Origin of the sequence: Salinispora oceanensis, from assembly GCF_000383575.1 — a bacterium.
In the GTDB taxonomy this organism is placed as follows: Bacteria; Actinomycetota; Actinomycetes; order Mycobacteriales; family Micromonosporaceae; genus Micromonospora; species Micromonospora oceanensis.
The window spans coordinates 283,541-308,071 of the sequence record NZ_KB911579.1 but is presented as its reverse complement, the minus strand read 5'-3'; the positions used below and the strand labels follow the sequence as shown (position 1 = coordinate 308,071).

At 70.6% G+C, this 24,531-nt stretch carries 21 protein-coding genes; 13 read left to right on the top strand and 8 right to left on the bottom strand.

All coding sequences use genetic code 11. From position 1 onward, the window contains the following. Positions 1-3: 3 nt before the first annotated feature. The 3 genes from SALPAC4_RS0101200 (at position 4) to SALPAC4_RS0101190 (ending at position 3,465) form a co-directional block, all read left to right on the top strand. Positions 4-498 carry a Rieske (2Fe-2S) protein gene (locus SALPAC4_RS0101200; protein ID WP_027644761.1) on the top strand — a complete coding sequence of 165 codons (495 nt, stop codon included), beginning with the start codon at positions 4-6 and terminating at the stop codon, positions 496-498. Between the two features lie 93 nt (positions 499-591). Next, complete coding sequence (gene uvrC, locus SALPAC4_RS0101195; protein ID WP_019868809.1) at positions 592-2,619, top strand: excinuclease ABC subunit UvrC; 2,028 nt, start codon at positions 592-594, stop codon at positions 2,617-2,619. A 45-nt stretch (positions 2,620-2,664) separates the two neighbouring features. Continuing rightward, positions 2,665-3,465, top strand: a complete 801-nt coding sequence (locus SALPAC4_RS0101190) for an alpha/beta fold hydrolase (protein WP_019868808.1) — start codon at positions 2,665-2,667, stop codon at positions 3,463-3,465. A gap of 88 nt (positions 3,466-3,553) precedes the next feature. Here SALPAC4_RS0101190 and recQ read toward each other — a convergent pair whose 3' ends face one another. Continuing rightward, positions 3,554-5,395, bottom strand: a complete 1,842-nt coding sequence (gene recQ, locus SALPAC4_RS0101185) for a DNA helicase RecQ (protein ID WP_018731636.1) — start codon at positions 5,393-5,395, stop codon at positions 3,554-3,556. Positions 5,396-5,601: 206 nt separating this feature from the next. Here recQ and rapZ point away from each other — a divergent pair, with 206 nt between their 5' ends. The 7 genes from rapZ to secG all read left to right on the top strand — a co-directional run bounded on the left by rapZ (position 5,602) and on the right by secG (position 12,203). Then, a complete protein-coding gene (gene rapZ / locus SALPAC4_RS0101180; RefSeq protein ID WP_019868807.1) occupies positions 5,602-6,510 on the top strand; it encodes an RNase adapter RapZ in 909 nt (302 codons plus the stop codon). Then, the gene (locus tag SALPAC4_RS0101175) at positions 6,507-7,496 is read left to right on the top strand and encodes a gluconeogenesis factor YvcK family protein (protein ID WP_019868806.1); all 990 of its coding nucleotides are present in this window, start codon (positions 6,507-6,509) and stop codon (positions 7,494-7,496) included. The genes rapZ and SALPAC4_RS0101175 overlap by 4 nt, the downstream gene beginning before the upstream one ends. 54 nt (positions 7,497-7,550) lie before the next feature. Continuing rightward, on the top strand, positions 7,551-8,531 hold the full coding sequence (gene whiA, locus SALPAC4_RS0101170; RefSeq protein WP_018731644.1) for a DNA-binding protein WhiA: 981 nt from the start codon (positions 7,551-7,553) through the stop codon (positions 8,529-8,531). Between the two features lie 266 nt (positions 8,532-8,797). After that, positions 8,798-9,802, top strand: coding sequence for a type I glyceraldehyde-3-phosphate dehydrogenase (gap, locus tag SALPAC4_RS0101165; RefSeq protein ID WP_019868805.1), 1,005 nt, complete (start codon positions 8,798-8,800; stop codon positions 9,800-9,802). 52 nt (positions 9,803-9,854) lie between these two features. Continuing rightward, positions 9,855-11,054 (top strand): phosphoglycerate kinase, encoded by a 1,200-nt coding sequence (locus SALPAC4_RS28185; protein ID WP_019868804.1) that lies wholly within the window; start codon positions 9,855-9,857, stop codon positions 11,052-11,054. After that, on the top strand, positions 11,055-11,846 hold the full coding sequence (gene tpiA, locus SALPAC4_RS28180) for a triose-phosphate isomerase (protein WP_019868803.1): 792 nt from the start codon (positions 11,055-11,057) through the stop codon (positions 11,844-11,846). A gap of 96 nt (positions 11,847-11,942) precedes the next feature. Next, complete coding sequence (gene secG / locus SALPAC4_RS0101150) at positions 11,943-12,203, top strand: preprotein translocase subunit SecG (RefSeq protein ID WP_019868802.1); 261 nt, start codon at positions 11,943-11,945, stop codon at positions 12,201-12,203. Between the two features lie 120 nt (positions 12,204-12,323). On the opposite strand, the gene pgl is transcribed toward secG, so the two are convergent. The 6 genes from pgl to tkt are packed head-to-tail and all read right to left on the bottom strand — an operon-like array spanning position 12,324 to position 20,681. Then, positions 12,324-13,094: a 6-phosphogluconolactonase gene (pgl, locus tag SALPAC4_RS0101145; protein ID WP_019868801.1), complete on the bottom strand. Its 771-nt coding sequence runs from the start codon at positions 13,092-13,094 to the stop codon at positions 12,324-12,326. Beyond that, entirely contained in the window at positions 13,091-14,104 is a 1,014-nt protein-coding gene (locus tag SALPAC4_RS0101140; protein WP_019868800.1) for a glucose-6-phosphate dehydrogenase assembly protein OpcA, read from the bottom strand. Before SALPAC4_RS0101140 ends, pgl begins: the two co-directional genes overlap by 4 nt. 34 nt (positions 14,105-14,138) lie before the next feature. After that, a complete protein-coding gene (gene zwf, locus SALPAC4_RS0101135) occupies positions 14,139-15,656 on the bottom strand; it encodes a glucose-6-phosphate dehydrogenase (protein WP_019868799.1) in 1,518 nt (505 codons plus the stop codon). 31 nt (positions 15,657-15,687) lie between these two features. After that, entirely contained in the window at positions 15,688-17,352 is a 1,665-nt protein-coding gene (locus SALPAC4_RS0101130) for a glucose-6-phosphate isomerase (RefSeq protein ID WP_019868798.1), read from the bottom strand. Further along, positions 17,349-18,527: a transaldolase gene (gene tal, locus SALPAC4_RS0101125; RefSeq protein ID WP_019868797.1), complete on the bottom strand. Its 1,179-nt coding sequence runs from the start codon at positions 18,525-18,527 to the stop codon at positions 17,349-17,351. Before tal ends, SALPAC4_RS0101130 begins: the two co-directional genes overlap by 4 nt. Before the next feature lie 15 nt (positions 18,528-18,542). Beyond that, a complete protein-coding gene (gene tkt, locus SALPAC4_RS0101120) occupies positions 18,543-20,681 on the bottom strand; it encodes a transketolase (RefSeq protein ID WP_019868796.1) in 2,139 nt (712 codons plus the stop codon). A 255-nt stretch (positions 20,682-20,936) separates the two neighbouring features. On the opposite strand from tkt, the gene SALPAC4_RS0101115 reads away from it, so the two are divergent. The 3 genes from SALPAC4_RS0101115 (at position 20,937) to SALPAC4_RS0101105 (ending at position 23,419) form a co-directional block, all read left to right on the top strand. Next, on the top strand, positions 20,937-21,899 hold the full coding sequence (locus SALPAC4_RS0101115; RefSeq protein ID WP_018737020.1) for a heme o synthase: 963 nt from the start codon (positions 20,937-20,939) through the stop codon (positions 21,897-21,899). A gap of 250 nt (positions 21,900-22,149) precedes the next feature. Beyond that, positions 22,150-22,485 carry a hypothetical protein gene (locus tag SALPAC4_RS0101110; RefSeq protein WP_018731656.1) on the top strand — a complete coding sequence of 112 codons (336 nt, stop codon included), beginning with the start codon at positions 22,150-22,152 and terminating at the stop codon, positions 22,483-22,485. Positions 22,486-22,495: 10 nt separating this feature from the next. Beyond that, positions 22,496-23,419, top strand: a complete 924-nt coding sequence (locus SALPAC4_RS0101105) for an ATP-grasp domain-containing protein (RefSeq protein WP_019868795.1) — start codon at positions 22,496-22,498, stop codon at positions 23,417-23,419. Between the two features lie 94 nt (positions 23,420-23,513). Here SALPAC4_RS0101105 and SALPAC4_RS0101100 read toward each other — a convergent pair whose 3' ends face one another. Next, positions 23,514-24,509 carry a COX15/CtaA family protein gene (locus SALPAC4_RS0101100; RefSeq protein WP_033664335.1) on the bottom strand — a complete coding sequence of 332 codons (996 nt, stop codon included), beginning with the start codon at positions 24,507-24,509 and terminating at the stop codon, positions 23,514-23,516. Positions 24,510-24,531 lie beyond the last annotated feature (22 nt).

Genomic DNA, 24,531 nt, shown 5'->3' with positions numbered 1-24,531 from the left:
GGAATGAGTGACGAGCAGACGGGGACCGGTGCGGGGGTCGGCACTGGCGACGGCGTACGGACCCGGCGGGCCGTGCTGGCCGGCGCGGGTGCGGTCGGCGCGGCGATGGCCCTGGCCGCCTGCGGCGACAACTCCACCGGTGAAGCCGAGGCCAGCCCCGGCCCGGCACTGACCGAGAGCGGCGACCCGGGTGGCGGCGATCGGGAGGGAGCCCAGTCGCTGGCCCGGACCAGTGACATCCCGGTCGGGGGCGGTGTCGTCTACACCGCGCAGGGAGTTGTCATCACCCAACCGTCAGCGGGGGAGTTCAAGGGCTTCGACCCGATCTGCCCGCACCAGAACTGTCCGGTGGGGAACGTTGACGGCGGCACGATCAACTGCACCTGTCACGGGAGCAAGTTCTCGATCGAGGACGGCTCGGTGCTGACCGGCCCGTCCACCAAGCCCCTCGCCCCGCGGGATGTCAAAGTCAACGGCGACCAGATCTCGCTCGCCTGACTGGCGGTGGTCGGCCTGGCCGGCCCCGGTCGGGCCGACCGGGGCCGGCGGGCGCGGCCGGAGGTTGTCGGAGCCGGCGACTAGGCTCGGAACGTGGCTGATCCCTCGTCCTACCGTCCCGCGTCCGGCACGATCCCGGAGTCACCTGGGGTCTACCGGTTTCGCGACGGCACCGGCCGGGTCATCTATGTTGGCAAGGCGCGCAACCTGCGCAACCGGCTCAACTCCTACTTCGCCGACCCGGTCAATCTGCACCAGCGCACCCGGCAGATGGTCTTCACCGCCGAATCGGTGGACTGGATCTCCGTCGCCACCGAGGTCGAGGCGCTCCAGCAGGAGTTCACCGAGATCAAGCAGTACGATCCGCGGTTCAACGTCCGCTACCGGGACGACAAGTCCTACCCGTACCTGGCGGTCACCGTCGCCGAGGAGTTCCCCCGACTCCAGGTCATGCGGGGGTCGAAGCGCAAGGGCGTGCGCTACTTCGGGCCGTACTCGCACGCCTGGGCGATCCGCGAGACGCTCGACCTGCTGCTTCGGGTCTTTCCGGCGCGCACCTGCTCGTCGGGGGTGTTCAAGCGGGCCGGTCAGGTCGGCCGCCCCTGCCTGCTGGGCTATATCGACAAGTGCTCCGCGCCCTGCGTCGGCAGCGTCTCCGCCGAGGAGCACCGGGCGATCGTGGACGGCTTCTGCGACTTCATGGGCGGCCGGACCGACGTCATGGTCCGTCGGTTGGAACGGGAGATGGCCGACGCCAGCGCGGCGCTGGAGTTCGAGCGGGCCGCCCGGCTCCGTGACGACGTGGCCGCCCTGCGCCGGGCGATGGAGAAGCAGACCGTGGTCTTCGGCGACGGCACCGACGCCGACGTGGTCGCCTTCGCCGATGATCCGCTCGAGGCGGCCGTGCAGGTGTTTCACGTGCGGGACGGGCGCATCCGCGGCCAACGCGGCTGGGTGGTCGAGAAGACCGAGGAGCTGACCATCGGTGATCTCGTCCACCACTTCTGCACCCAGGTGTACGGCGGGGAGCAGGGTGAGGCCGATGTCCCCCGGGAACTGCTCGTGCCCGAGCTGCCCGCCGATGCCGAGGCGCTCGCCGACTGGCTCTCCGACCACCGCGGCAGCCGGGTGACGCTGCGGGTGCCGCAGCGCGGCGACAAGCGGGCCCTGCTGGAGACGGTCGCGCGTAACGCCACCGACGCCCTGGCCCGGCACAAGCTCAAACGCGCCGGTGATCTGACCACCCGGAGCAAGGCCCTCGACGAGATCGCCGAGACGTTGGGCCTGCAGACGGCCCCGCTGCGCATCGAGTGCTACGACATCTCCCAGATCCAGGGCACCGACGTGGTGGCCAGCATGGTGGTCTTCGAGGACGGGTTGCCGCGCAAAAGCGAGTACCGGCGGTTCATCATCCGGGGCGCCACCGACGACCTCTCGGCGATGTCGGAGGTGCTGCGGCGGCGGTTCGCCCGCTACCTGGACGCCCGGGCCGAGACGGGGGAGGCCGGTGTCGAGTCGGCCGGTGAACCAGTCGCCCCGGCCGGGCCGGCCTCGACCGGGACCGCTTCGACCGGACCGGCCTCGACCGGGCCGGGTGTGGCCGACGAGCCGCGGGTCGGCACCCTGGTCGATCCGACGACCGGCCGGCCGCGCCGGTTTGCCTACCCACCGCAGCTGGTGGTGGTGGACGGGGGAGCGCCGCAGGTAGCGGCGGCGGCGCAGGCCCTCGCCGAGTTGGGTGTCGATGATGTGGCGCTGTGCGGGCTGGCGAAGCGGCTGGAGGAGGTGTGGCTGCCCGACGACGACTTCCCGGCCATCCTGCCGCGCACTTCCGAGGGCCTCTATCTGCTGCAACGAGTACGGGATGAGGCGCACCGGTTCGCCATCACGTTCCACCGGCAGCGGCGTTCCCGGCGGATGACCGAGTCGGCGCTGGACCGGGTGCCCGGGCTGGGCGAGGTGCGGCGCACGGCGCTGCTGCGCCACTTCGGCTCGCTGAAGCGGCTCTCCGCCGCCTCGGTGGAGGAGATCACCGAGGTCCCCGGGGTCGGCAAGCGGACCGCCGAGGCGATCCTCGCCGCACTCGGCGACTCGACGGAGCCAGATGAACCACGCACGTAGTACCTGTCAATCGGAGCGTTTCTGACAGAAGGGTCTGGCACGGGCATGCTGAAGGTGACATCGGCGGACGGCACGGCGATCGCGTACGAACGCTGCGGAGAGCACGGCGGGGATCCGCTGATCGTGGTCGGCGGCGCCACCTGCGACCGGGCGAAGACCCGCGAACTGGCCGAAGGACTCGGGGCCCACCTGCCGGTCGTCAACTACGACCGCCGTGGTCGCGGCGACAGCGGCGACGTCAGCCCGTACGCCGTCGAGCGGGAGGTCGAGGATCTCGCCGCCCTCGTCAACGACCTCGGTGCCGACGTCATCCTGTACGGGCACTCATCCGGTGCCGCACTGGTGCTGCACGCCGCGGCCGCCGGGGTGCCCGCCCGGGCGATCGTGCTCCACGAACCACCCTTCGGCGCGGACACCGACGAGGACCGCCAGGAGGCCCGCGACTACGCCGAGGCCCTGACCACGCTGCTGGCGGAGGGGCGACGCGACGACGCTGTGGCGCTGTTCTTCCAGACCACCGGCGTGCCGGCGGAGGCGGTGGCCGAGCTGCGCCACGAGCCGTGGTGGGCCGACGTGGTGGCGCTCGCGCCGACGCTCGCCTACGACTCGGCGGTCATGGGTGACCGCAGCCGCGGCGGCATCCTGCCGGTGGAGGTCGCCGCCCGGGTCTCCGTGCCCGCGCTGGTGCTCAGCGGCGGCGAGAGCCCGGAGTGGATGATCGAGGTGGCCCGCGCCGCCGCCGCGGCGCTGCCGCGGGGCACGCACCGGGTGCTGCCCGGCGAGGGGCACGTACCGTCGCCGCAGACCCTCGCCCCGGTGCTGACGGACTTCATCGCCCGAGGCTGAACCGCCGATGACGCCAGCGCGGACCTGCACACACCCGACTAAGCCCACGGACCCCTGGGTGGGCAGCGGATCGGCTGCCCACTGTTGATTAAGCAGGGTGTGGGGTGTCGGCGAGTACGGCCAGCACCTGCTCGCCGTATTTCGCCAGCTTCGCCTCGCCGACGCCACTGACCTGGGACAGGTCGGCCAGGGCGGCCGGTGCGTCGGTGGCGATCTGCCGCAGCGTGGCATCGTGAAAGATCACGTACGCCGGCACGCCCTGCTCCTTGGCGGTGGTGGCCCGCCAGGCGCGTAGCCGCTCGAAGGCCTCGGCGGCGGCCGGCGCCAACTCGGCGACCACGGTGGCCGCGCCGCGCGGCTTCGCCGGCCGGGCCTTCCGGGCCGGCTCGCGGCGGAGCATGACGGTGCGACGCCGCCCCAGCACCTCCGCGCTGGTGTCGGTGAGGGCCAGGGTGCCGTAGTCTCCCTCGACCGCCAGCAGCCCCTCGGCGAGCAGCTGTCGGACCACTCCCCGCCACTCCGCCTCGCTCAGCTCGGTGCCGATGCCGAAGACCGTCAGGGAGTCGTGCCGGTGCTGCTGGATCTTGTCGGTGGCGCGGCCGAGCAGGATGTCGACGCAGTGCCCGGCGCCGAAGCGCTGGTTGCGTTCCCGGTCGAGCCGGTAGACCGTGGAGAGCAGCTTCTGCGCGGCGACCGTGCCGTCCCAGGACTCGGGCGGCTGCAGGCAGGTGTCGCAGTTGCCGCAGGCGGCGGCGGTCTCGCCGAAGTAGTCCAGCAGCTGCACCCGGCGGCAGCGGACCGTCTCGCAGAGCGCGAGCATCGCCTCCAGATGGGCGGCGAGGTTACGCCGGTGCGCCAGGTCCCCCTCCGAGGTGTCGATCAGCCGGCGCTGCTGCACCACATCCGTCAGGCCGTAGGCGAGCCAGGCTGTCGCCGGCAGGCCGTCCCGTCCGGCGCGGCCGGTCTCCTGGTAGTAGCCCTCCACCGACTTCGGTAGGTCAAGGTGGGCGACGAACCGTACGTCCGGCTTGTCGATGCCCATTCCGAACGCGATCGTCGCGACCATGACCAGGCCGTCCTCGCGCAGGAAACGCTGCTGGTGCCGGGCGCGGGTGACCGCGTCCAGCCCGGCGTGGTACGGCAACGCGGCAATACCGTTGTCGACCAGGAACTCCGCGGTCTTCTCCACGCTGGCCCGGGAGAGGCAGTAGATGATGCCGGCGTCCCCCGGGTGCTCGTCCCGGAGCAGGGCCAGCAGCTGCCGCTTCGGCTCCCGCTTCGCCGCGATGCGGTACTGGATGTTGGGCCGGTCGAAGCTGGCGACGAAGTGCCGGGCCGAGGTGAGCTGAAGCCGGGTGGCGATCTCGGCCCGGGTGGCGCTGGTCGCGGTGGCGGTCAACGCCACCCGGGGCACCCCGGGCCAGCGTTCGTGCAGCATCGACAGGGCCAGGTAGTCCGGGCGGAAGTCGTGCCCCCACTGCGACACGCAGTGCGCCTCGTCGATCGCGAAGAGGCTGATCCGCCCCTGGTCGAGCAGGTGCTGCACGCCCCGGGTGCCGAGGGCCTCCGGGGCGAGGTAGAGCAGATCCAGCTCCCCGGCGACGAAGGCCCGCTCGACGGCACGGCGGGCGTCGAGGTCCAGCGTCGAGTTGAGGAAGCCGGCCCGGACCCCGACCGCGGTCAGCGCGTCGACCTGGTCCTGCATCAGCGCGATCAACGGTGACACGACCACCGCGACCCCGTCCCGCAGCAGCGCCGGGATCTGGTAGCAGAGCGACTTGCCGCCGCCGGTGGGCATCAGCACCAGGGCGTCCCCGCCGGCCGCCAGGTGCTCGATGACCTCCTGCTGGAAGCCCCGGAAGGCGTCGTAGCCGAAGACACGCCGCAGTGTTTCCAGCGCGGCGGGCTGCTGGTCGGTGGGGGAGGGCATGGGGCGCAGTCTACGAGTGGCCCCTGACGCGCCGGCCCACGCCCGGGCCGTGCGTAACGGGCGGAGAGGTCTGGTGGCCGGTGGTGGGTGAGCTGTCCCGGTGTCGGGAATGTGACGCGGAAGATCTGTGTGGCTCGGCGGGTTAGAGTCGCTGTTCGAACCCGTGGCCCGATTCCGGTCGCGGTGCCACACGTTGGGGGGATCAGGTGATCGAGGGGCAGACGAGCGTGCCAGGTGGGCCCGACCCGTCGGGCACCGACACCACGCTCGTGGTGGTGACCGGGGTCTCCGGCGGTGGGCGCAGCACTGTTGCCCGTGCCCTGGAGAACGTCGGCTACTACGTGGTGGACAACCTGCCCCAGGCGCTGATGCTGGATATGGCCGAGCTGGCGATGAAGGCCGGTGGCGCCGCCCGGCGTACGGCGATGGTGCTGGACGTGCGCTCCCGGGCGTTCTCCACCGACCTGGCCGGTGCGATCCGGGAGCTCAAGGAGCGGGGCTTCGGCCCGAGGGTGGTCTTTGTCGACGCCGACGACGAGGTGTTGATCCGGCGCTTTGAGAGCGTCCGGCGTTCGCACCCGCTGCAGGGGGACGGGCGGCTCGCCGACGGCATCGCGGTCGAACGTGGGCTGCTGGAGGGGGCCCGCGACCAGGCCGACGTGTTCGTCGACACCAGCCACCTCAACGTCAACCAGCTGCGGCGGCGGATCGAGGAGCTCTTCGGCGCCGAGGACGCCCGTCAGCTACGGGTGACCGTGGTCTCGTTCGGCTTCAAGTACGGCGTGCCGCCGGATGCTGACTTCGTCTGCGACGCCCGGTTTCTGCCGAACCCGTACTGGGTGCCAGAGTTGCGTGAGCACACCGGGCAGGTGGAGGCGGTCAGTTCGTACGTGTTGGGCCAGGCCGGCGCCGAGGACTTCGTGGCTACCTACGCCGACCTGCTCAACGCCACCACCGCCGGGTTCGAGCGGGAGGGCAAGCGGTACCTGACCGCCGCCGTCGGGTGCACCGGCGGCAAGCACCGCAGCGTCGCCATCGCCGAGGAGTTGGCCGCGCGGCTGCGCCAGACCGGCCTCGCCGCCAACGCCCAGCACCGGGACCTGGGGCGCGAGTGACGGCCATCCGGGTGGTCGCCTTCGGTGGTGGGCACGGACTCTCCGCTTCGCTGCGGGCACTGCGGCGTTGTGCTCCCGAACTCGACCTTGATCTGACCGCCGTGGTGACCGTCGGCGACGACGGTGGGTCCAGTGGCCGGCTGCGCGCGGAGCGGGGCGGACTGCCGCCGGGGGACCTGCGCCAGGCACTCGTCGCGCTGGCCGGAGACCACCCCGCCACCAAGCGCAGCGCCGGGCTCTTCCAGCACCGGTTCGCCGCGGTCCCGACCTCGACGATTGACGACCGGGCGGCGGCGGGCGGGCTGACCGGGCACGCTATCGGCAATCTCGTGCTCTGCGGGCTGATGGAGCTGCTCGGCGACCCGGTGGCGGCGCTGGAGCACGCCGGCGCGATGTTGGGCACGGTCGGGCGGGTACTGCCGATGTCCTGCGAGCCGGTCGGGATCGAGGCGCGGGTTCGGGGCGTTGACCCGGACCGGCCGGCGGAGGTCGGTATCGTCAGCGGCCAGCATCAGGTGGCCGTCACCACCGGTCGGGTCGAGTCGCTGCGGCTGAGCCCGGTGGCACCGGCGGCCTGCCCCGAGGCGCTGGCCGCCATCGGCACGGCCGACTGGCTTCTCTTCGGCCCGGGCAGCTGGTATACCAGCGTGCTGCCGCACCTTTTGGTGCCGGAGCTGGCCGCGGCCATCGTCGCGAGCCCCGCCCGCCGGCTGGTCACCCTCAACCTGGCCGCCGAGAAGGAGACGTTCGGGCTCTCCGTCGCTGATCACCTGGCTGAGCTGCGGTGGTACCTGCCGAAGTTGCGGGTCGACTGCGTGCTTGGAGACGTCAAGGCCGTGGGTGACCCCGATCCGGTCGAACGTGCGGCAGAATCGCTGGGTGCTCGTCTGATCCTCGCCCCGGTCGCGGTTAACGACGGCACGCCCTGTCATGATTCGGCTGCTCTCGCCGCTGCTTTGGTGCCGGTCCTGGGCGCCGCTCGTTAGACACGTACGTAATCTCCGGCGACACGCCGGAACCGGTCCGTGAGAGGACGCACAATGGCGATGACGGCGGCGGTCAAGGACGAGCTGAGCCGGGTTGACGTGCCCAAGCCCTGCTGCCGGCGGGCGGAGATGGCGGCGCTGCTGCGCTTCGCCGGCGGGTTGCACATCGTCTCCGGTCGGGTGGTCGTGGAGGCCGAGCTGGACACCGGGGCGGTGGCCCGACGGCTGCGGCGGGAGATCGCCGAGGTCTACGGCTATCCCAGCGAGATCCACGTCCTCGCCTCCGGTGGGCTGCGTAAGGGCAGTCACTTCATCGTGCGGGTGGTCAAGGACGGCGAGTTTCTCGCCCGCCAGACCGGCCTGCTCGATGTCCGCGGTCGGCCGGTACGGGGCCTGCCGCCGCACGTGGTGGCCGCCAACGTCTGCTGCGCGGTCTCGGCGTGGCGCGGCGCGTTCATGGCACACGGTTCGTTGACCGAGCCGGGCCGCTCCAGTGCGATGGAGATCACCTGTCCCGGCCCGGAGTCGGCACTCGCCCTGGTCGGCGCGGCCCGCCGGATCGGCATCGCGGCGAAGAACCGCGAGGTGCGCGGGGTGGACCGGGTGGTGGTCAAGGACGGCGACGCCATCGCCGCCCTGCTCACCCGGATCGGTGCCCACTCCAGCGTGTTGGCCTGGGAGGAACGTCGGGTACGGCGGGAGGTGCGGGCCACCGCGAACCGGTTGGCGAACTTCGACGACGCGAACCTGCGTCGGTCGGCGCGAGCGGCGGTCGCCGCCGCCGCTCGGGTCACCCGGGCCCTGGAGATCCTCGCCGAGGACGCGCCGAACCACCTGACCTCGGCCGGGCGGCTGCGGCTGGAGCACCGCCAGGCATCGCTGGAGGAGCTGGGCGCGCTCGCCGAGCCGCCGTTGACCAAGGATGCGATCGCCGGACGGATCCGGCGGCTGCTCGCGCTCGCCGACAAGCGAGCCCGCGATCTCGGCATCCCGGATACCGAAGCGGCAGTCACGCCGGACATGCTCGTGGTCTGATAGGACAGTGGCGGCTTACGGGGCGGCAGGATCGCCACCCGCCGCAGCGTGAACCCCCGTGCTCGGATAGGGTCGCTGCGTACGGCAAGGGAGCCGGCACTCGGCATTCCTCGCCGTGCGCACCGCCTCGGGCGGTCGGTCCCTCGGACCGCGGCGGGGCGGCCGAGATGAACCGTCAAACGGCCGGTTCCACCGGCTGGCGCAGATCTAGTCGCCGGCTCGTGGGTCATCACGCCGGCGGACTAGAACGCGAGGAGATGGGACCTGTGACCATCCGGGTTGGCATCAACGGCTTCGGCCGGATCGGCCGTAACTTCTTCCGGGCAGTGCTGGCGTCCGGCGCTGACATCGAGGTCGTGGCGGTCAACGACCTGACCGACAACGCGACGCTTGCCCACCTTGTCAAGTACGACAGCATCCTCGGCCGTCTGCCGCACGAGGTGAAGGCCAGCGCGGACGAGATCACCGTGGGTGGCAAGACCATCAAGGTGTTCGCCGAGAAGGACCCGGCGAAGCTGCCCTGGGGTGAAGTGGGCGTGGACGTGGTCATCGAGTCCACCGGTCTCTTCACCGACGCCACCAAGGCGAAGGCGCACGTTGACGGCGGCGCCAAGAAGGTGATTATTTCTGCGCCGGCGAAGAACGAAGACGTCACCGTGGTGATGGGCGTCAACCACGCGGAGTACGACCCGGCCAAGCACACCGTCATCTCCAACGCCTCCTGCACCACCAACTGCCTGGCGCCGATGGCGAAGGTCCTGCAGGACACGTTCGGCATCGAGCAGGGCCTGATGACCACCATCCACGCCTACACCCAGGACCAGAACCTCCAGGACGCTCCGCACAAGGACCTGCGTCGCGCCCGTGCCGCCGCGCTGAACATCGTGCCGACCTCCACCGGTGCGGCGAAGGCGATCGGCCTGGTGCTGCCGGAGCTCAAGGGCCGGCTGGACGGCTACGCGCTGCGGGTGCCGATCCCGACCGGGTCCGCCACCGACCTGACCGTCACCGTCGGCCGGGAGACCACCGCGGACGAGGTCAACGCCGCGATGAAGGCGGCCGCCAACGGCCCGCTCAACGGCGTCCTGTCCTACAACGAGGACCCGATCGTCTCGGCCGACATCGTCACCGACCCGGCGTCCTGCATCTTCGACGCCCCGCTGACCAAGGTCATCGGCAACCAGGTCAAGATCGTCGGCTGGTACGACAACGAGTGGGGCTACTCGAACCGCCTGGTGGATCTCGTGAAGCTCGTTGGTCAGTCGCTGTGAGTGCGCGTAGGCAGCTCGCGGGGGGCCTGGTGACGAAGGGAAGGTCGGTCCGGTGACTATCCGCACCCTCGACGACCTGCTCGCCGAGGAGGTAACGGGTCGGCGGGTGTTGGTCCGCGCGGACCTGAACGTCCCGCTCGACAAGCAGACTGGTCAAATCACCGACGACGGCCGGATTCGGGCTGTACTGCCGACCCTTGGCGCGTTGGTCCAGGCCGGCGCGAAGGTGGTTGTCTGCTCCCACCTGGGGCGGCCGAAGGGCAGCCCCGACCCGGCGTTCAGCCTGCGCGCGGTCGCCGGGCGGCTCGGTGAGCTGCTCGGCGCGCCGGTGCACTTCGCCGAGGACACGGTTGGCGACTCAGCCCGGTCCACCGTGGCCGGCCTCGGCGACGGTCAGGTCGCCCTGCTGGAAAACCTTCGGTTCAACCCGGGTGAGACCAGCAAGGACGAGGCGGAGCGGGGCGCCTTCGCCGACCAGCTCGCCGCACTCGCCGACGCGTACGTGGACGACGCGTTCGGTGCGGTGCACCGGCGGCACGCCAGCGTGTACGACGTGCCGGCCCGGCTGCCGCACGTGGCGGGCCGGCTGGTGTTGCGCGAGGTGGAGGTGCTCGGCACCCTCACCGGGGAACCGGACCGCCCGTACGTGGTGGTGCTCGGTGGGTCGAAGGTCTCCGACAAGCTGGCGGTGATCGAGGCGTTGCTGCCGAAGGTCGACCGGCTGCTGGTCGGTGGTGGCATGTGCTTCACCTTCCTCAAGGCCCAGGGCTACGAGGTGGGCTCCTCGCTGTTGGAGGAGGAGATGGTCGAGACCTGCCGCAGTCTGCTGGAGCGGGCCGACGGCAAGATCATGCTTCCGGTTGACGTGGTGGCGGCGGACGCGTTCGCCCCCGACGCTTCGCACGACACGGTGCGGGCCGACGGGATCCCCAGCAAGCGGGTCGGGCTCGACATCGGCCCGGAGACGGTGGCAGGTTTCGCCGCCGCGCTGCGGGACGCTCGGACGATCTTCTGGAACGGCCCGATGGGCGTGTTCGAGATGGCGGCCTTCGCGCACGGCACCCGCGGCGTCGCCGAGGCGATCGCGAAGTCGGACGCGTTCACCGTGGTCGGCGGCGGCGACTCCGCCGCCGCGGTGCGGGCCCTCGGCCTCGACGAGCAGGCGTTCAGCCACATTTCGACCGGCGGCGGAGCCAGTCTTGAGTACCTGGAGGGCAAGACCCTCCCCGGCATCGCGGCCTTGGAGAGCTGAATGGCCAACCCCACCCGCCGGCCACTGATGGCCGGCAACTGGAAGATGAACCTCAACCATCTCGAGGCGAATCTGCTGGTGCAGAAGCTCGCCGCGAGTCTCACCGCGAAGCAGCTCACCGATGTCGAGACGGTGGTGCTACCGCCGTTCACCGACCTACGGACGGTGCAGACCGCCGTCGACGGAGACAAGCTGCTGGTTGGCTACGGCGCGCAGGACCTCTCGCCGCACGCGTCGGGAGCGCACACCGGTGACATCGCCGGGCCGATGCTGACCAAGCTGGGCTGCACCTATGTGGCGGTCGGCCACTCCGAGCGGCGGGCGAACCATCACGAGGACGACGCGATCGTCAACGCGAAGGTGCAGGCGGCGCTCACCCATGCCCTCATCCCGATCCTCTGCGTGGGTGAGGGGCTGGACATTCGGGAGCAGGGCGGCCAGGTGGCGTACTGCAACGACCAGCTCGACGCCGCCCTCAAGGGGGTCACCGCCGAGCAGATGGCCGAGGTTGTCGTCGCGTACGAGCCGGTCTGGGCGATCGGTACCGGCAAGACGGCCACCCCGGAGGACGCCCAGGAGGTGTGTGGGGCGCTCCGTGAGCGCCTCGCCGGGCACTTCGGCCAGGAGACGGCCGACCGGGTTCGGATCCTGTACGGCGGGTCGGTCAAGTCGTCGAACGTGGCCGCCATCATGGCTCAGCCGGACGTGGATGGCGCCCTTGTCGGCGGCGCCAGCCTGGACGCTGAGGAGTTCGCGAAGATCTGCCGGTTCCCGGAGCACACCACCGGCTGATCGCTTCGCTATCCTTGACTCCGCCCGTCCGCCGGTCGGTGCCACCGTGCCCGTTCTGCTCGGGCGAGGATCGCAACGAGAGGACTGTCCCCCGCCATGCCGATCTGGTTCGCGTACACGTTGATCGTGTTGCTGGTCATAACGAGCTTCATGCTCGTTTTGTTGATCCTGCTACACCGGGGTAAAGGTGGTGGGATGTCCAGCATGTTCGGCGGCGGGGTCAGCTCCAGCCTGGCTGGGTCGTCGGTCGCCGAGAAGAACCTGGACCGCTACACCGTTCTGGTGGGCATCGTCTGGTTCGCCTGCATCGTCGGACTTGGGCTCTGGCTGCGGCTACAGCAGTCCAGCGTCGGCTGAGCCCAGCACGTCGAGTCAAAACCGCGCGCGGTTCGTCTTCGGACGAGCCGCGCGCGGTTCGTTTACCGCTGAGGTGTCCGAGGTGTCGCCCGCGGCGGTATAGCAGCCGCGGGCGACAGCTCAGCGGACGCTGCGGAAGCGGGCGGGCAGGTCGGCGGCGGCGCTCCGATCCAGCAGCCAGAGGGTGCGGTTGACGCCCCGCACACCTGCGGCCGGTAGCTGCACCGGCCCCGCACCAGCCAGCGCCAGGCCGACCGCGCGGGCTTTGTCCGTCCCGCTGGCGACCAGCCACACCTCCTCCGCGGTGTTGATCGTCGGCAGAGTCAGGGTGGTCCGGATCGGCGGCGGCTTCGGGCTGCCCCGGACCGCACTGACCGGCCGGCTCTCGTAGTGCACCGGATGTTCCGGGAAGACCGAGGCGACGTGCCCGTCCTCACCCACCCCCAGCAGGAGCACGTCGAAGTGGGGGAGGACGGCGGTGCCGGGGCGGGCCGCCCGGGCCAGCTCCGCCGCGTACCGGGCGGCGGCCTCCTCTGGGTCGCTGCCGGTCGGATCGTCCGAAGCCGGCATCGGGTGCACCCGGGCCGGGTCCAGCGGCACCACGTCCAAGAGCGCTGCTCGGGCCTGCGTCGCGTTGCGCTGCGGATCCCCCTCAGGCAGGAACCGCTCGTCGCCCCACCAGACGTCCACCCGGGACCAGTCGACCGCCTCACGGGCGGGCATCGCCGCCAGGGCCCGATAGACGGCGGCGGCGATCCGTCCGCCGGTCAAGACCACCGACGCCTGACCGCGCCCGGTCTGCGCATCGAGGATTCGGACCAGTAACCGGGCGGCCACGGCCTGCGCCAGCAGCTCGGCGTCGGCGTGGACCGCGATACTCGCCTCGCTCATGCCTGCGCGATCCCAGCGTGCGTAGTGATCCCCGCCTCGGCCCGCTCGGCCTGAGCCGGGTCCTTCCAGACATGCATCCGCTGCGCGGGACGGCGTTCCAGCCCGGAGAGCCCTGCCGCGGCACCGAGCGCCTCCGCGTATACCTGGTCGGCGTCGAGCCGGCGTAACTCCTCGGCCAGCTCGTCGCCGAGCGGCCGGCGCACCAGCGGCAGAAGACGGTCCTCCTGGCCGGTGCGGCGAAACACCGCCATGCTGTCGTTGCGGGTCAGGGTCAGCTCGTCGCCGTTGGCGCAGTGCAATTGCACCTCATGCATCCGGGAGTACTGGTCGGTGTGCCGCCACTCGGGGTCGATCCCCAGTCGGGAGGCGAGCCAGCCGCGCATCAGCGCCGCCGTCGGATCGGTTGGTGGTGCCACCACGGTCGCCGCGGTGACCTGTGCCTCGGTGGTGTCGAAGGCACCTGCCACCAGGGTGCGCCACAACGTGACCCGGGTCCAGGCCAAGTCGGTGTCGCCGGGTGCGTAGTCGTGCGCCCGCTGCCGTAACGCCTCGATCGGGTTGTCGGCCTGCGCAGCGTCGGTGATGCGCCGGTCGGCCACCACGCCCAGGAAGTCGGTGGCGATCTCGGCTGGCGGATCCCCGTGCCACCAGGTCACCACCGGTACATCTGGCACCAGCAGCGGCATCACCACCGACTCGGCGTGTAGGGCCAGCCGCCCGTGCATCCGGGCCACCACCGCCTCGCCGGGGCCAAGCCGGCCCCCCACCACGATCTCCGCATCCAGCCGGTTCCGGTCCCGATCCACGTCGGAACGAACCACGATCAGCAGTCGGCACGGGTGGGCGGCGGAAGCGATCGTCGCCGCTGCCTCCGCCTCACGGACCCGCTTCTCGTCCACGACCACGATCAGGGTGAGTGCCATGCCACTGGCCACCCCGCCGGCGCTGCGCCGCTCGGCAGCGAGCGCCTTGACCACCTCGTTGCCGGTGGTGTCCCACAGGCCGATCATCGCTGCCTCCCGGTCTGCTCGCGTCGTTCGATCGTCACGCCCGCCGCCAGGCGCGGCCCGTCCGAGCCAGCATCTCGTCGGAGCGGCGAGGACCCCACTCACCGGACCGGTAGGGTTCCGGCTTCGTCTCCGCCCACGCCTGCTCCAGCGGGTCCACCACGCGCCAGCTCTGTTCGACCTCGGCGGCGTCCGGGAAGAGGGTCCGGTCGCCGATCAGGACATCCAGCACCAGCCGCTCGTAGGCCTTCGGACTCGCCTCGGTGAACGCCTCGCCGTACTGGAAGTCCATCGCGATGTCGCGGACCTCCATCGCGGTCCCGGGCACCTTGGAGCCGAACTTGAGGACCACGCCCTCGTCCGGCTGGACCCGGATGACGAGCTGGTTGTTGCCCAGCGACTCCACATCGGCGTCGTTGAACGGTAGGTGTGGGGCCTGCTTGAACATGATCGCGACCTCGGTCACCTGTCGGGGCATCCGCTTCCCGGCGCGGATGTAGAAGGGCACCCCCGCCCACCGTCGGTTCTGGATGCCAAGCTGCACCGCGACGTAGGTCTCGGTGGTCGAGTCCGCCGGGACCCCCTTCTCGTCCAGGTAGCCGAGCGCGCGTTCGCCGCCGACCCAGCCGGGCAGGTACTGGCCCCGTACAGTCCCCTGGTCCACGTCGGATGGCAGGGTGATGGCCTTGAGTACCTTGAGCTTCTCGGCGCGGATCTCGTCGGCGGCGAAGCTGGTGGGCTCCTCCATCGCCACCAGCGCGAGGAGCTGAAGGAGATGGTTCTGGAGCACGTCGCGGGCGGCACCGGCGGTATCGTAGAACCCGGCCCGGGTGCCGATGCCCACGTCCTCGGCCATGGTGATCTGCACCGAGTCGACGTATCTCGAGTTCCACAACGGTTCGAAGAGGTTGTTGGCGAACCGCAGGGCGAGAATGTTCTGAACCGTCTCCTTGCCCAGGTAGTGGTCGATGCGGAAGACGTCCGGGCGGGTGAAGACATCGTCCACCAGGTCGTTGAGTTCCTTGGCCGAGGGCAGGTCGTGCCCGAAGGGCTTTTCGACCACGACTCGTCGCCACCCGCCGGAGCTGGCGTTGTCCGCCATTCCGGTGCGGGCGAGCTGTTTGAGTACCACCGGGAAAGCCGGCGGGGGGATGGCGAAGTAGAAGGCGGCGTTGCCGGGGATGCCGTGCGTCTGGCGTAGCTTTGCCAACACCCCCGCCAGCTGGTCGAAGGCCTCGTCGTCGTCGAACGACCCGCCGACGAACTTGATGTTTCCGGCCAGCCGCGCCCACACCTCTTCCCGCCAGGGCGTGCGGGCGTGTTCCTTCGCCGCCGCCTGGGCGAGGGACTCGAAGTCGCCGTCTCCCCAGTCCCGGCGGGCGAAGCCGAGCACGACGAAGCTCGGGGGCAGCAGCCCCCGGTTGGCGAGGTCGTACACCGCCGGTAGGAGTTTCTTGCGGGCCAGGTCGCCGGTAACGCCGAAGATGACCAGAGCACAGGGTTCCGGGATGCGGGGCAGCCGTCGATCCTGCGGGTCGCGTAACGGGTTTGTCACGCTATCTCCTCGCTCCGCTTTGTTTTGTCCGTCATCGTCGCTTGGGTAGCGCGCCAGCCGCCTCCAACAGCTGCGCCACACCCGCGGACCGGTCGGTCAGGTGCAGCCGCAGCACCGGACGCTTCCGGTCCGCCAGGGCCTGCCGGTCGCCGGCGGCCTGCGCCGCCTGCAGTTCCCCGAAGCTGTACGGCTTCCCGGGCACCGGCAGATCAACGTCGACGGTACCGGTTAGCTGGAGGAAGCTGCCCACCTGTGGGCCTCCCTTGTGATATTGCCCGGTGGAGTGCAGGAACCGGGGACCCCAGCCGAAGGTCACCGGCGGGCCGGCCGCCTCGGCCAACGCGGGGCGGAGCCGGGCCGCGTCGGCATCGGCCCCGCGGTCGAGGTACGCCATGACCGCGAGGTAGCCGTCGTCATCCACGCCATCGATCAGCCAGCGCACCGCGCCGGCCAGATCGTTCGGTACCCCGGCCGGGGCGTACACCTCGATCGCGCCCTCGGTGAAGGACGGCTGCTCCGTCGGCGCGCCCGAGGCCAGGATCTTGTTGGTGTTCTCCTTGCTCTCGGTGACGTTCGGTTGGTTGAACGCGTCGATGCCGAGCACCACGCCGGCGACCGCGACCGCATACTCCCAAGCGAGGAACTGCGCCCCCAACGGCCCGTTGACCGCCACGTCCGGCGTGCTGCCCGGCCCTTCCCCGCCGCTCAGTTCCCCGGCGGTCAGCGCCCCGCCGTAGCTGATGGTGAGAATGTCCTCGCCGGTGGCGCCCGGGCTGGTCGGCGACTCGACGACGACCGGCAGGATGCCGCTCCCGGACTTGCCGGTCGACTCGGCGATCAACTGCTCGGCCCAGTCACCGAGCCCGTCGATTCCGCTGCCGTCCGAGACCAGCGCCACCTTGTCCCGGCCGGCGGTGGCCGCCGCACCCAGCGCGGCGCCCAGCGCCAGCGCCGGGTTGTCCCGCTCGGTGGCCAACGACCCGGCGAAAGCCTCGGCCTGGTCCAGCAGCTCGGCCACCTCGACCCCGGCCAGCGCCGTCGGAACGAGTCCGAACGCGGTCAGCGCGGCGAAGCGCCCGCCGACGTTCGGATCGGCCAGCACCGTGAACGCGCCCATCTCGGCCGCGGTCGCCGCCAGCGGCGAGCCCGGGTCGGTGACGATCACGAAGTGCCGCCCGGCCTCCGCCTCGGACATCCCCGCGTCGAGGAACGCCTGCCAGTACGCGCGTCGCTGGCTGTCGGTCTCCACGGTCGAACCGGACTTGCTGGCCACCACGACGACGGTCCGCTCCAGGCGGTCGGCGAGCGCCGTCCGGATCTGGCCCGGATCGGTGGTGTCCAGGATGGTCAGCGGCCGGCCGAGCGTCCGGGAGATCACCTCGGGAGCCAGCGACGAACCGCCCATCCCGCAGAGCACCACGTGATCCAGGTCGGCCAGCTCCGAGGTCAGCTCGGCGAGTTGCGGAAGCAGATCCCGGCTACGGGTGTGGGTGTCGACCCAACCCAGCCGAATCCGCGCCTCGGCCTCCGCCTCCGGCCCCCAGAGCGTGGGATCCTTCGCGGCCAGCTGGCCCGGAATCCCGGCCGTGGTTACCGCGGTCCGGGTGGAGGCGGCCCCGGTCTGGTCAACCGCGTCTGCCCCGCGCACCGAGAGGCCGGCAGCGGCCTCAACGGGCTGTCCGAAAGACTCGCTCACGCGTTGCCTCCCGCCCGCTCGGCGGCCCGCGCGTTCTTCGTGGCGGCGTCGCCGGGGTGGTTCATGCCGCGGTTCGCGGCGGCGAGGGAACGGCGGACACCGTCGAGGAGTTCCTTCCAGCTCGCCTCGAACTTCTCCACCCCCTCGCGCTCCAGGGTGTCGATCACATCGGTCAGGTCAACCCCGGCCGCCGCCAGGCCCGCGAAGACCTCCCGCGCCTCGTCGTAGCCGCCGGTGACGGTGTCGCCGCTGGTCTCGCCGTGCTCGGCATAAGCGTTGATCACCGGTTCCGGCATCGTGTTGACGGTGCCGGGGGCGATCAGCTCCTCGACGTAGATCACGTCCCGATAGTCCGGGTTTTTCGTCGATGTGGAGGCCCAGAGCGGTCGCTGCGGATGCGCCCCGGCGTCGGCGAGGGCCTGCCACCGGTCAGAGGCGAAGACCTGGCTGTAGCGCTCGTAGGCCAGCCGGGCATTGGCGATCGCGGCCCGACCGCGCAGCTTGCTGGCCTGCTCCGAGCCGATCTTCTCCAGCCGCTTGTCGACCTCGGTGTCGACCCGGGAGACGAAGAACGACGCCACCGAGCCGATCTTGGATAGGTCGTGGCCGTTCGCCTTTGCCTGTTCCAGGCCGGTCAGGAACGCCTCCATGACCGCCGAGTAACGGTCCAGCCCGAAGATCAGGGTGACGTTCACGCTGATCCCCTCGGCCAGGGCGGCGGTGATCGCCGGCAACCCGGCCTCGGTGGCCGGGATCTTGATGAACAGGTTCGGCCGGTCCACCAGCCACCAGAGCGCCCGCGCCTCGGCGATGGTCTGGTCGGTCTCGTACGCCAGCCGCGGGTCCACCTCCAGTGAGACCCGGCCGTCCACCCCCGCCGACGCCTCGTACGCCGGTCGCATCACGTCACAGGCCCAGCGCACGTCGTACGCGGTGAGAGTGCGGACCGACTCCTCGACGCTCACCCCGCGCATCGCGAGGTCGTGTAGCTGCCAGTCGTACTCCTCGGCGTCGCCGAGGGCCTTGGCGAAGATCGTCGGGTTGCTGGTCACCCCAACCAGGTGCTTCTCCCGGCGCAGCCGGTCCAGCCCGCCGGAGCTGAGTCGCATCCGTGAAAGATCATCGAGCCAGACCGCCACGCCCGCGGCGGTGAGCTCACCCAGCCTGTCCGTCATGCCGTCGCGCTCCCCTCAGTTGCCGGTCGGATTACCGATGATGTCGCCGACCCGGGTCAGCGTGGCGTGCGCCGCACCCACGATCCGGTCCGGGGTGAAACCGAACTCCTCGAAGAGCACGGTGTGCGGGGCACTCGCCCCGAAGTGCTCCAGGCTGATGCTCTCACCGCAGTCACCGACGAAGGCCCGCCAGGACATCGCGACACCCGCCTCCACGCTCACCCGTGCCCTTACCCCACGGGGTAGGACCGACTCCTGGTACGCCTCATCCTGGGCCCGGAACCACTCCTGGCAGGGCATGGAGACGACACGGGTGGGGGTGCCGTCGGCCTCCAGCCGCTCCCGGGCGGTGAGGCAGAGCTGCACCTCAGAGCCGGTGCCGACGAGGATCACCTGCGGCTTGCCGCCGGTGGCCTCGGCCAGCACGTACCCGCCGCGGGCCACCCCTTCCGCGCTATTGAGCACGGATCGATCCAGGGTCGGCAACGGCTGGCGGCTCAGTGCCAACGCGGCCGGTCGGTCGGTGTGCGTCAGGACCTGCCGCCACGCCCAGGCCGTCTCGTTCGCGTCGGCGGGGCGTACCACGTCCAGTCCGGGGATGGCCCGCAGCGCGGTCAGCTGCTCCACCGGCTGGTGGGTCGGACCGTCCTCACCGAGGCCGATCGAGTCGTGCGTCCAGACGTAGGTCACCGGCAGCTTCATCATCGCCGCGAGGCGCACCGACGGGCGCATGTAGTCGCTGAAGACGAGGAAGGTGCCGCCGTACGGGCGGGTGCCGCCGTGCAGGGCGATTCCGTTGAGGATGGCGGCCATCGCGTGCTCGCGGATGCCGAAGTGCAGCGTGCGGCCGTACTCGTTGCCCGGGAAGTCCTTGGTGGCGTGCTCGGCCGGGATGAAGGAGGGCTCGCCCTTCATGGTGGTGTTGTTGCTGTCCGCCAGATCGGCCGAGCCGCCCCACAGCTCCGGCAGCACCGGCGCGAGCGCGGCGAGGACCTTGCCGGAGGCGGCGCGGGTGGCGATGCCCTTGGCGTCGGCGGGGAACGTGGGTAGGACGTCCGTCCAGTCCGCCGGCAGGGTCCGGTGGGCCAGCCGGTCCCAGAGCGCCCGCCGCTCCGGGTTCGCCCGCCCCCAGGCCTCGAAGGTCTCGGTCCATTCGCGCTGGGAGGCGATGCCGCGTTCCAGTACCTGGCGGGCGTGCTTGAGGACGTCCTCGTCAACCTCGAAGGTGCGCTCTGGGTCGAAGCCGAGGAGTTCCTTGGTCGCCGCGACCTCGGGGGCGCCGAGCGCCGAACCATGGATCTTGCCGGTGTTGCGCTTGTTCGGCGCCGGCCAGCCGATGATGGTGCGCAGGGCGATGAACGACGGCCGGCCGGTCTCCGCCTTGGCCGCCAGGAGCGCGCGGTACAGCGTGGCCACGTCCTCGTGGTAGTCGCCCTCGTCCGCGTCGCCGCGTCGCCAGTCGACGGTCTGCACATGCCACCCGTACGCCCGGTAGCGGGCCACGACGTCCTCGCTCTTGGCGATCCGGGTGTCGTCCTCGATCGAGATCTCGTTGTCGTCGTAGATCACGCAGAGGTTGCCCAGCTGCTGGTGAGCGGCGAGGGCGCTGGCCTCGTGGCTGATCCCCTCCTCGATGTCGCCGTCGGAGGCGATGCACCAGATGTCGTGGTCGAAGAGCGAGGTGCCGCGCTCCGGCTCGGGGTCGAACAACCCGCGTTCCCGGCGGGCGGCCATCGCCATCCCGACCGCGTTACCCAGGCCCTGCCCGAGGGGGCCGGTGGTGGTCTCCACTCCCGGGGTGTGCCCGTACTCGGGGTGGCCGGGGGTGAGGGAGCCCCACTGCCGCAGGCCTTCCAGGTCGGCGAGGCTCATCGGGTAGCCGGAGAAGTAGAGCTGGATGTAGAGGCTGAGGCTGGAGTGCCCGGCGGAGAGGACGAAGCGGTCCCGGCCGGGCCAGTTCGGGTCGGCGGGGTTGTGGCGCATTACCCGGTTGAAGAGTAGGTAGGCCGCGGGCGCCAGGCTCATCGCGGTGCCGGGATGGCCGTTGCCGGATTTCTCAACGGCATCCATGGCCAGCACGCGGACCGTGTCGACCGCCCGACGGTCGAGGTCGGACCAGTTGAGTGCAGGAAGCTCGGGTCGGTTGTCAGCCACGTTCGGTGTGCTCCTCGGCAGATGGGCGGAACCCTCACCGGTGACCCTATCGAGCGGCCCTAAACGTCCGCCGACGGATCCGTGCATGCTGTTCTCCCGGTTCCGGCCGCTTCGTCGCGTACGAGTGTGACGCCCCGCACCGTTGCCGGGTCACCAGGGCAGCCACAACGGCGGCGCGTAGGGTGGGGCGGTGATGGTCCCGGAGTGGGGCCCGATCATTCCGACCTCCCCCGCCCATGCCGGAAGGTGGCATCCGTGAGCATGATCACCGAGCGCCCCGTCAGCGACACCGCCGGGCAGTCGGTCGGCACGACGGGGGATGGGGCGGTCGGCTCGCGGCGGGACCCGCGGGCGGTGGTCGCGGCGTACGTGGCGTTGACCAAGCCGCGGATTGTTGAGCTGCTGCTGGTCACCACCGTGCCGGCGATGATGCTCGCGCACGGTGGTCTGCCGTCGCTCTGGCTGATGGCGGTGGTGCTGGTCGGCGGGTCGCTGGCGGCCGGCGCGGCCAGCGTCCTGAACTGCTACATCGACCGGGATATCGATCAGGTGATGCGGCGCACCAAGCGTCGCCCGCTGCCGGCACACACCGTCGCACCGCGGAGTGCACTGATCTTTGGCTTGGTGCTGGCGGTGGTCTCGGTCACCCTGCTGGCTGTCTTCACCAATGCGTTGGCCGCCGGGTTGACGCTGGCCGCGATTCTCTATTACGACCTGGTTTACACCGCCTGGCTCAAGCGCACCACCCCGGCGAACACCTTCTGGGGTGGGGCCTGTGGGGCGGCGCCGGTGTTGATCGGCTGGGCCGCGGTGACCGGTTCCCTCGCGCCGGCTGCCTGGGCGCTCTTCGGGGTCGTCTTCTTCTGGCAGATGCCGCACTTCTACCCGCTGGCGATGAAGTACAAGGAAGACTACGCCCGGGCGGGCATCCCGATGCTGCCGGTGGTGGCGTCAACCCGGCGGGTCAACGCCGAGATTCTTGTCTTCGCCTGGCTGACGGTGCTGGTTTCGCTGGCGGCCTGGCCGCTCGGGGCTGGGATCGGGCCGGTCTACGGACTGCCGACCCTCGTCGTGGGGGTCGTCTTCCTGGTCGAGGCGCATCGGCTGTGCCGTCGGGCGGCGCGGGGGGAAGCGGTCAAGCCGATGCGGCTGTTCCACTGGTCCACCACCTACCTGACCGTCGTCTTCGCGGCGGTTGCGCTGGACGCGGTGATCTGACCGCCCCCTCGGACCGAGGGCGAAGGTATTGGGATTGCCGGCTTCACCATTGACGTGCGGGAATTCCGGGTTGGTCGGAAATCCGTCAGCGTGGTTTATGTTTTGGAAATCCTCTTGCCGATAATGCGAAAATTATGCAGGTAAATCAGGCCAAAAGGGGCATCTCCGGTCACGCTTTCGGGGTAACTGGCATCACAAAAGGTTCACCGAACTCGCCCGCATGGGGGGAACTCTGCTTAGGCTTCGCGTCATGGCAGATCGTTCCGATACGACGCTGACGGCCGAGCAGGCCCCCAACGGCCCGGCCCCCAGTGGCTTGGTCGCCGGCATCAAGTCGTTCGCCGCCGGTCACGGCGGCGCAAAGGCGGTCATCGAGTACGTCGGCAAGCGCGGTGCGCGCATCGTCCTCGTCGGCTCCGACGGGGTCTGGGGCGACCAGTTCGCGGACGACACCGTCGTCGCGCGGCAGGCGTGTGCCAAGGCGGGCGTCACCGTCGAGAATGCGTGGGAGCGTGAACTGATGGACCAGATGCGCCCGAGTAACGACCTCTGGCGGTCGATGGCCCGGCGCACGATGGCTCGTTAGGTTCCCGGTTATGGTGATCACTTCGCCCGAGTCGGCCCGGCGGGAAGCCCGGGTCGCCCTCGTGACCTGCGCCGCCTTTCCTGACCTTGAGGATGACGACCGCCTCGTCCACGCGCCGCTCGCGGCTCGTGGCGTCACCGCCGAGGCGGTGATCTGGGATGATCCCGGCGTTGACTGGGCGGGTTATGACCTCGTGGTTCTCCGTTCGCCGTGGGACTACACCGCTCGCCGGGACGCCTTCATCGCCTGGGCGGCGACGGTGCCGGCCCTGGCCAACCCGGTGGACGTCGTCCGCTGGAACACCGACAAGCGCTACCTCGAACAGCTCTCCACCGCCGGAGTGGCCACCGTCCCCACCACCTGGATTCAGCCGGGGCAGCAGTGGTCGCATCCCGCGGAGCGCGGGGAGTACGTCATCAAACCCTCGGTCAGCGGGGACAGCCGGGACACCGGCCGGTACGACCTGGCCGATCCCGAGCACCGAGAACTCGCCCAGGCGCATGTGCGGCGCCTCGGCGCGGCCGGGCGAGTGACCATGGTGCAGCCGTACCTCTCCGCTGTTGACACCGACGGCGAGACCGCGCTGCTCTTTCTCGCTGGCCCGGACGGCCTGCGTTTCAGTCACGCGATCCGTAAGGGCGCGATGCTGACCGGCCCGGACCTGGGGCCGGAGGAGCCCCGTAAAATCGAGCGGATCACCCCCCGCACGGCCACCGCGGAGCAGGTGGCGGTGGCGGAGAAGATCCTCGCCGAGGTTCCGGGCGGACCGGAGCGGCTGCTCTACGCCCGGGTTGACCTGATCCCGGGCGAGGGCGACGCGCCGCTCCTGGTCGAGTTGGAGCTGACCGAGCCGTCACTCTTCCTCGGGTACGCCGACGGCGCCCCGGATCGTCTCGCGGACGCCATCCTGACCCAGCTGCACCGCCAGCCCTGAAACACGCTCACTCAACGTCGTCGGACCGCCCTTCGCGGTCCGACGACGTTGGCGTCTGCTCCCCCGACCTCGCCAATCGGCCGGGGCTGACGATTCAGGCCTGGACGGGACCGACTCCGGCGGGAACGGGGACCGAGGGCTCAGTCGCGGTGTCGCGGGCGCTGGTCGGTGTGGGGGTGACGGCCGGTTGGCGTTCCCGGGTCGACCGGAGTACCGCGAGGGTGGCCAGCAGCACCAGGCAGGAGCCGAGCATGTGGGCGCCGACGAGCAGCGCCGGCAGGTTGGTGAAGTACTGCACGTAGCCGATCACACCCTGCCCCGCCTCCACCCCGACCAACACCAGCGCGGCCCGGGCGGGGCGGGCGGCGCCCACCGCCCGGAACGCGAAGACCAGGGCCACCGAGAGGCCGATCAGCAGGAACACCCCATCGGCGTGGACCTGGGAGATCTGCTCGGCGTCGAGGCCGTTGCGGGCCGCCCCACCGTCACCGGCGTGTGGGCCGCTGCCGGTGACCCAGGTGCCGACCACGAGTACCGCCACGCAGACCACGGTCGTGATCACCGCGAGGGTGCGCAGTGGCCCGGGCACCACCGGCACGGTCGGGCCGTCCGGTTCCGCGATCCGGCGCCAGAGGGTGTACGCGAGGGCGATCACGACCATCGAGGCGAGGAAGTGCAGCCCGACCACCCACGGGTTGAGCTTGGTGAGGACGGTGATCCCACCGATCACCGCCTGCGCCGGGATGCCGAGCAGGACCGCGACCGCGAGCGGCAGCAGGCCGGGTCGGCGTGGTCGGTGTAGCAGGACGGCCACCACCACGGCGATGGCGACGATGCCGACCGCGAAGGTGAGCAACCGGTTGCCGAACTCGATCGCCCCGTGCAGGCCCATCTCCGGCGTGGCGGTGTACGACGCGTCGGTGCAGCGGGGCCAGGTGGGGCAGCCCAGGCCGGAGGCGGTCAGCCGGACGGCCCCGCCGGTAACGACGATCAGCACGTTCGCGAGAATGTTGGCGAACGCCAGCCGGCGCAGCATGGTGGTGGAGACCGGGAACCGGGCGGCGACAGTCACGGCGCAAATCCTACGCATCGTAGTGGTGCCCCCTCGGGCG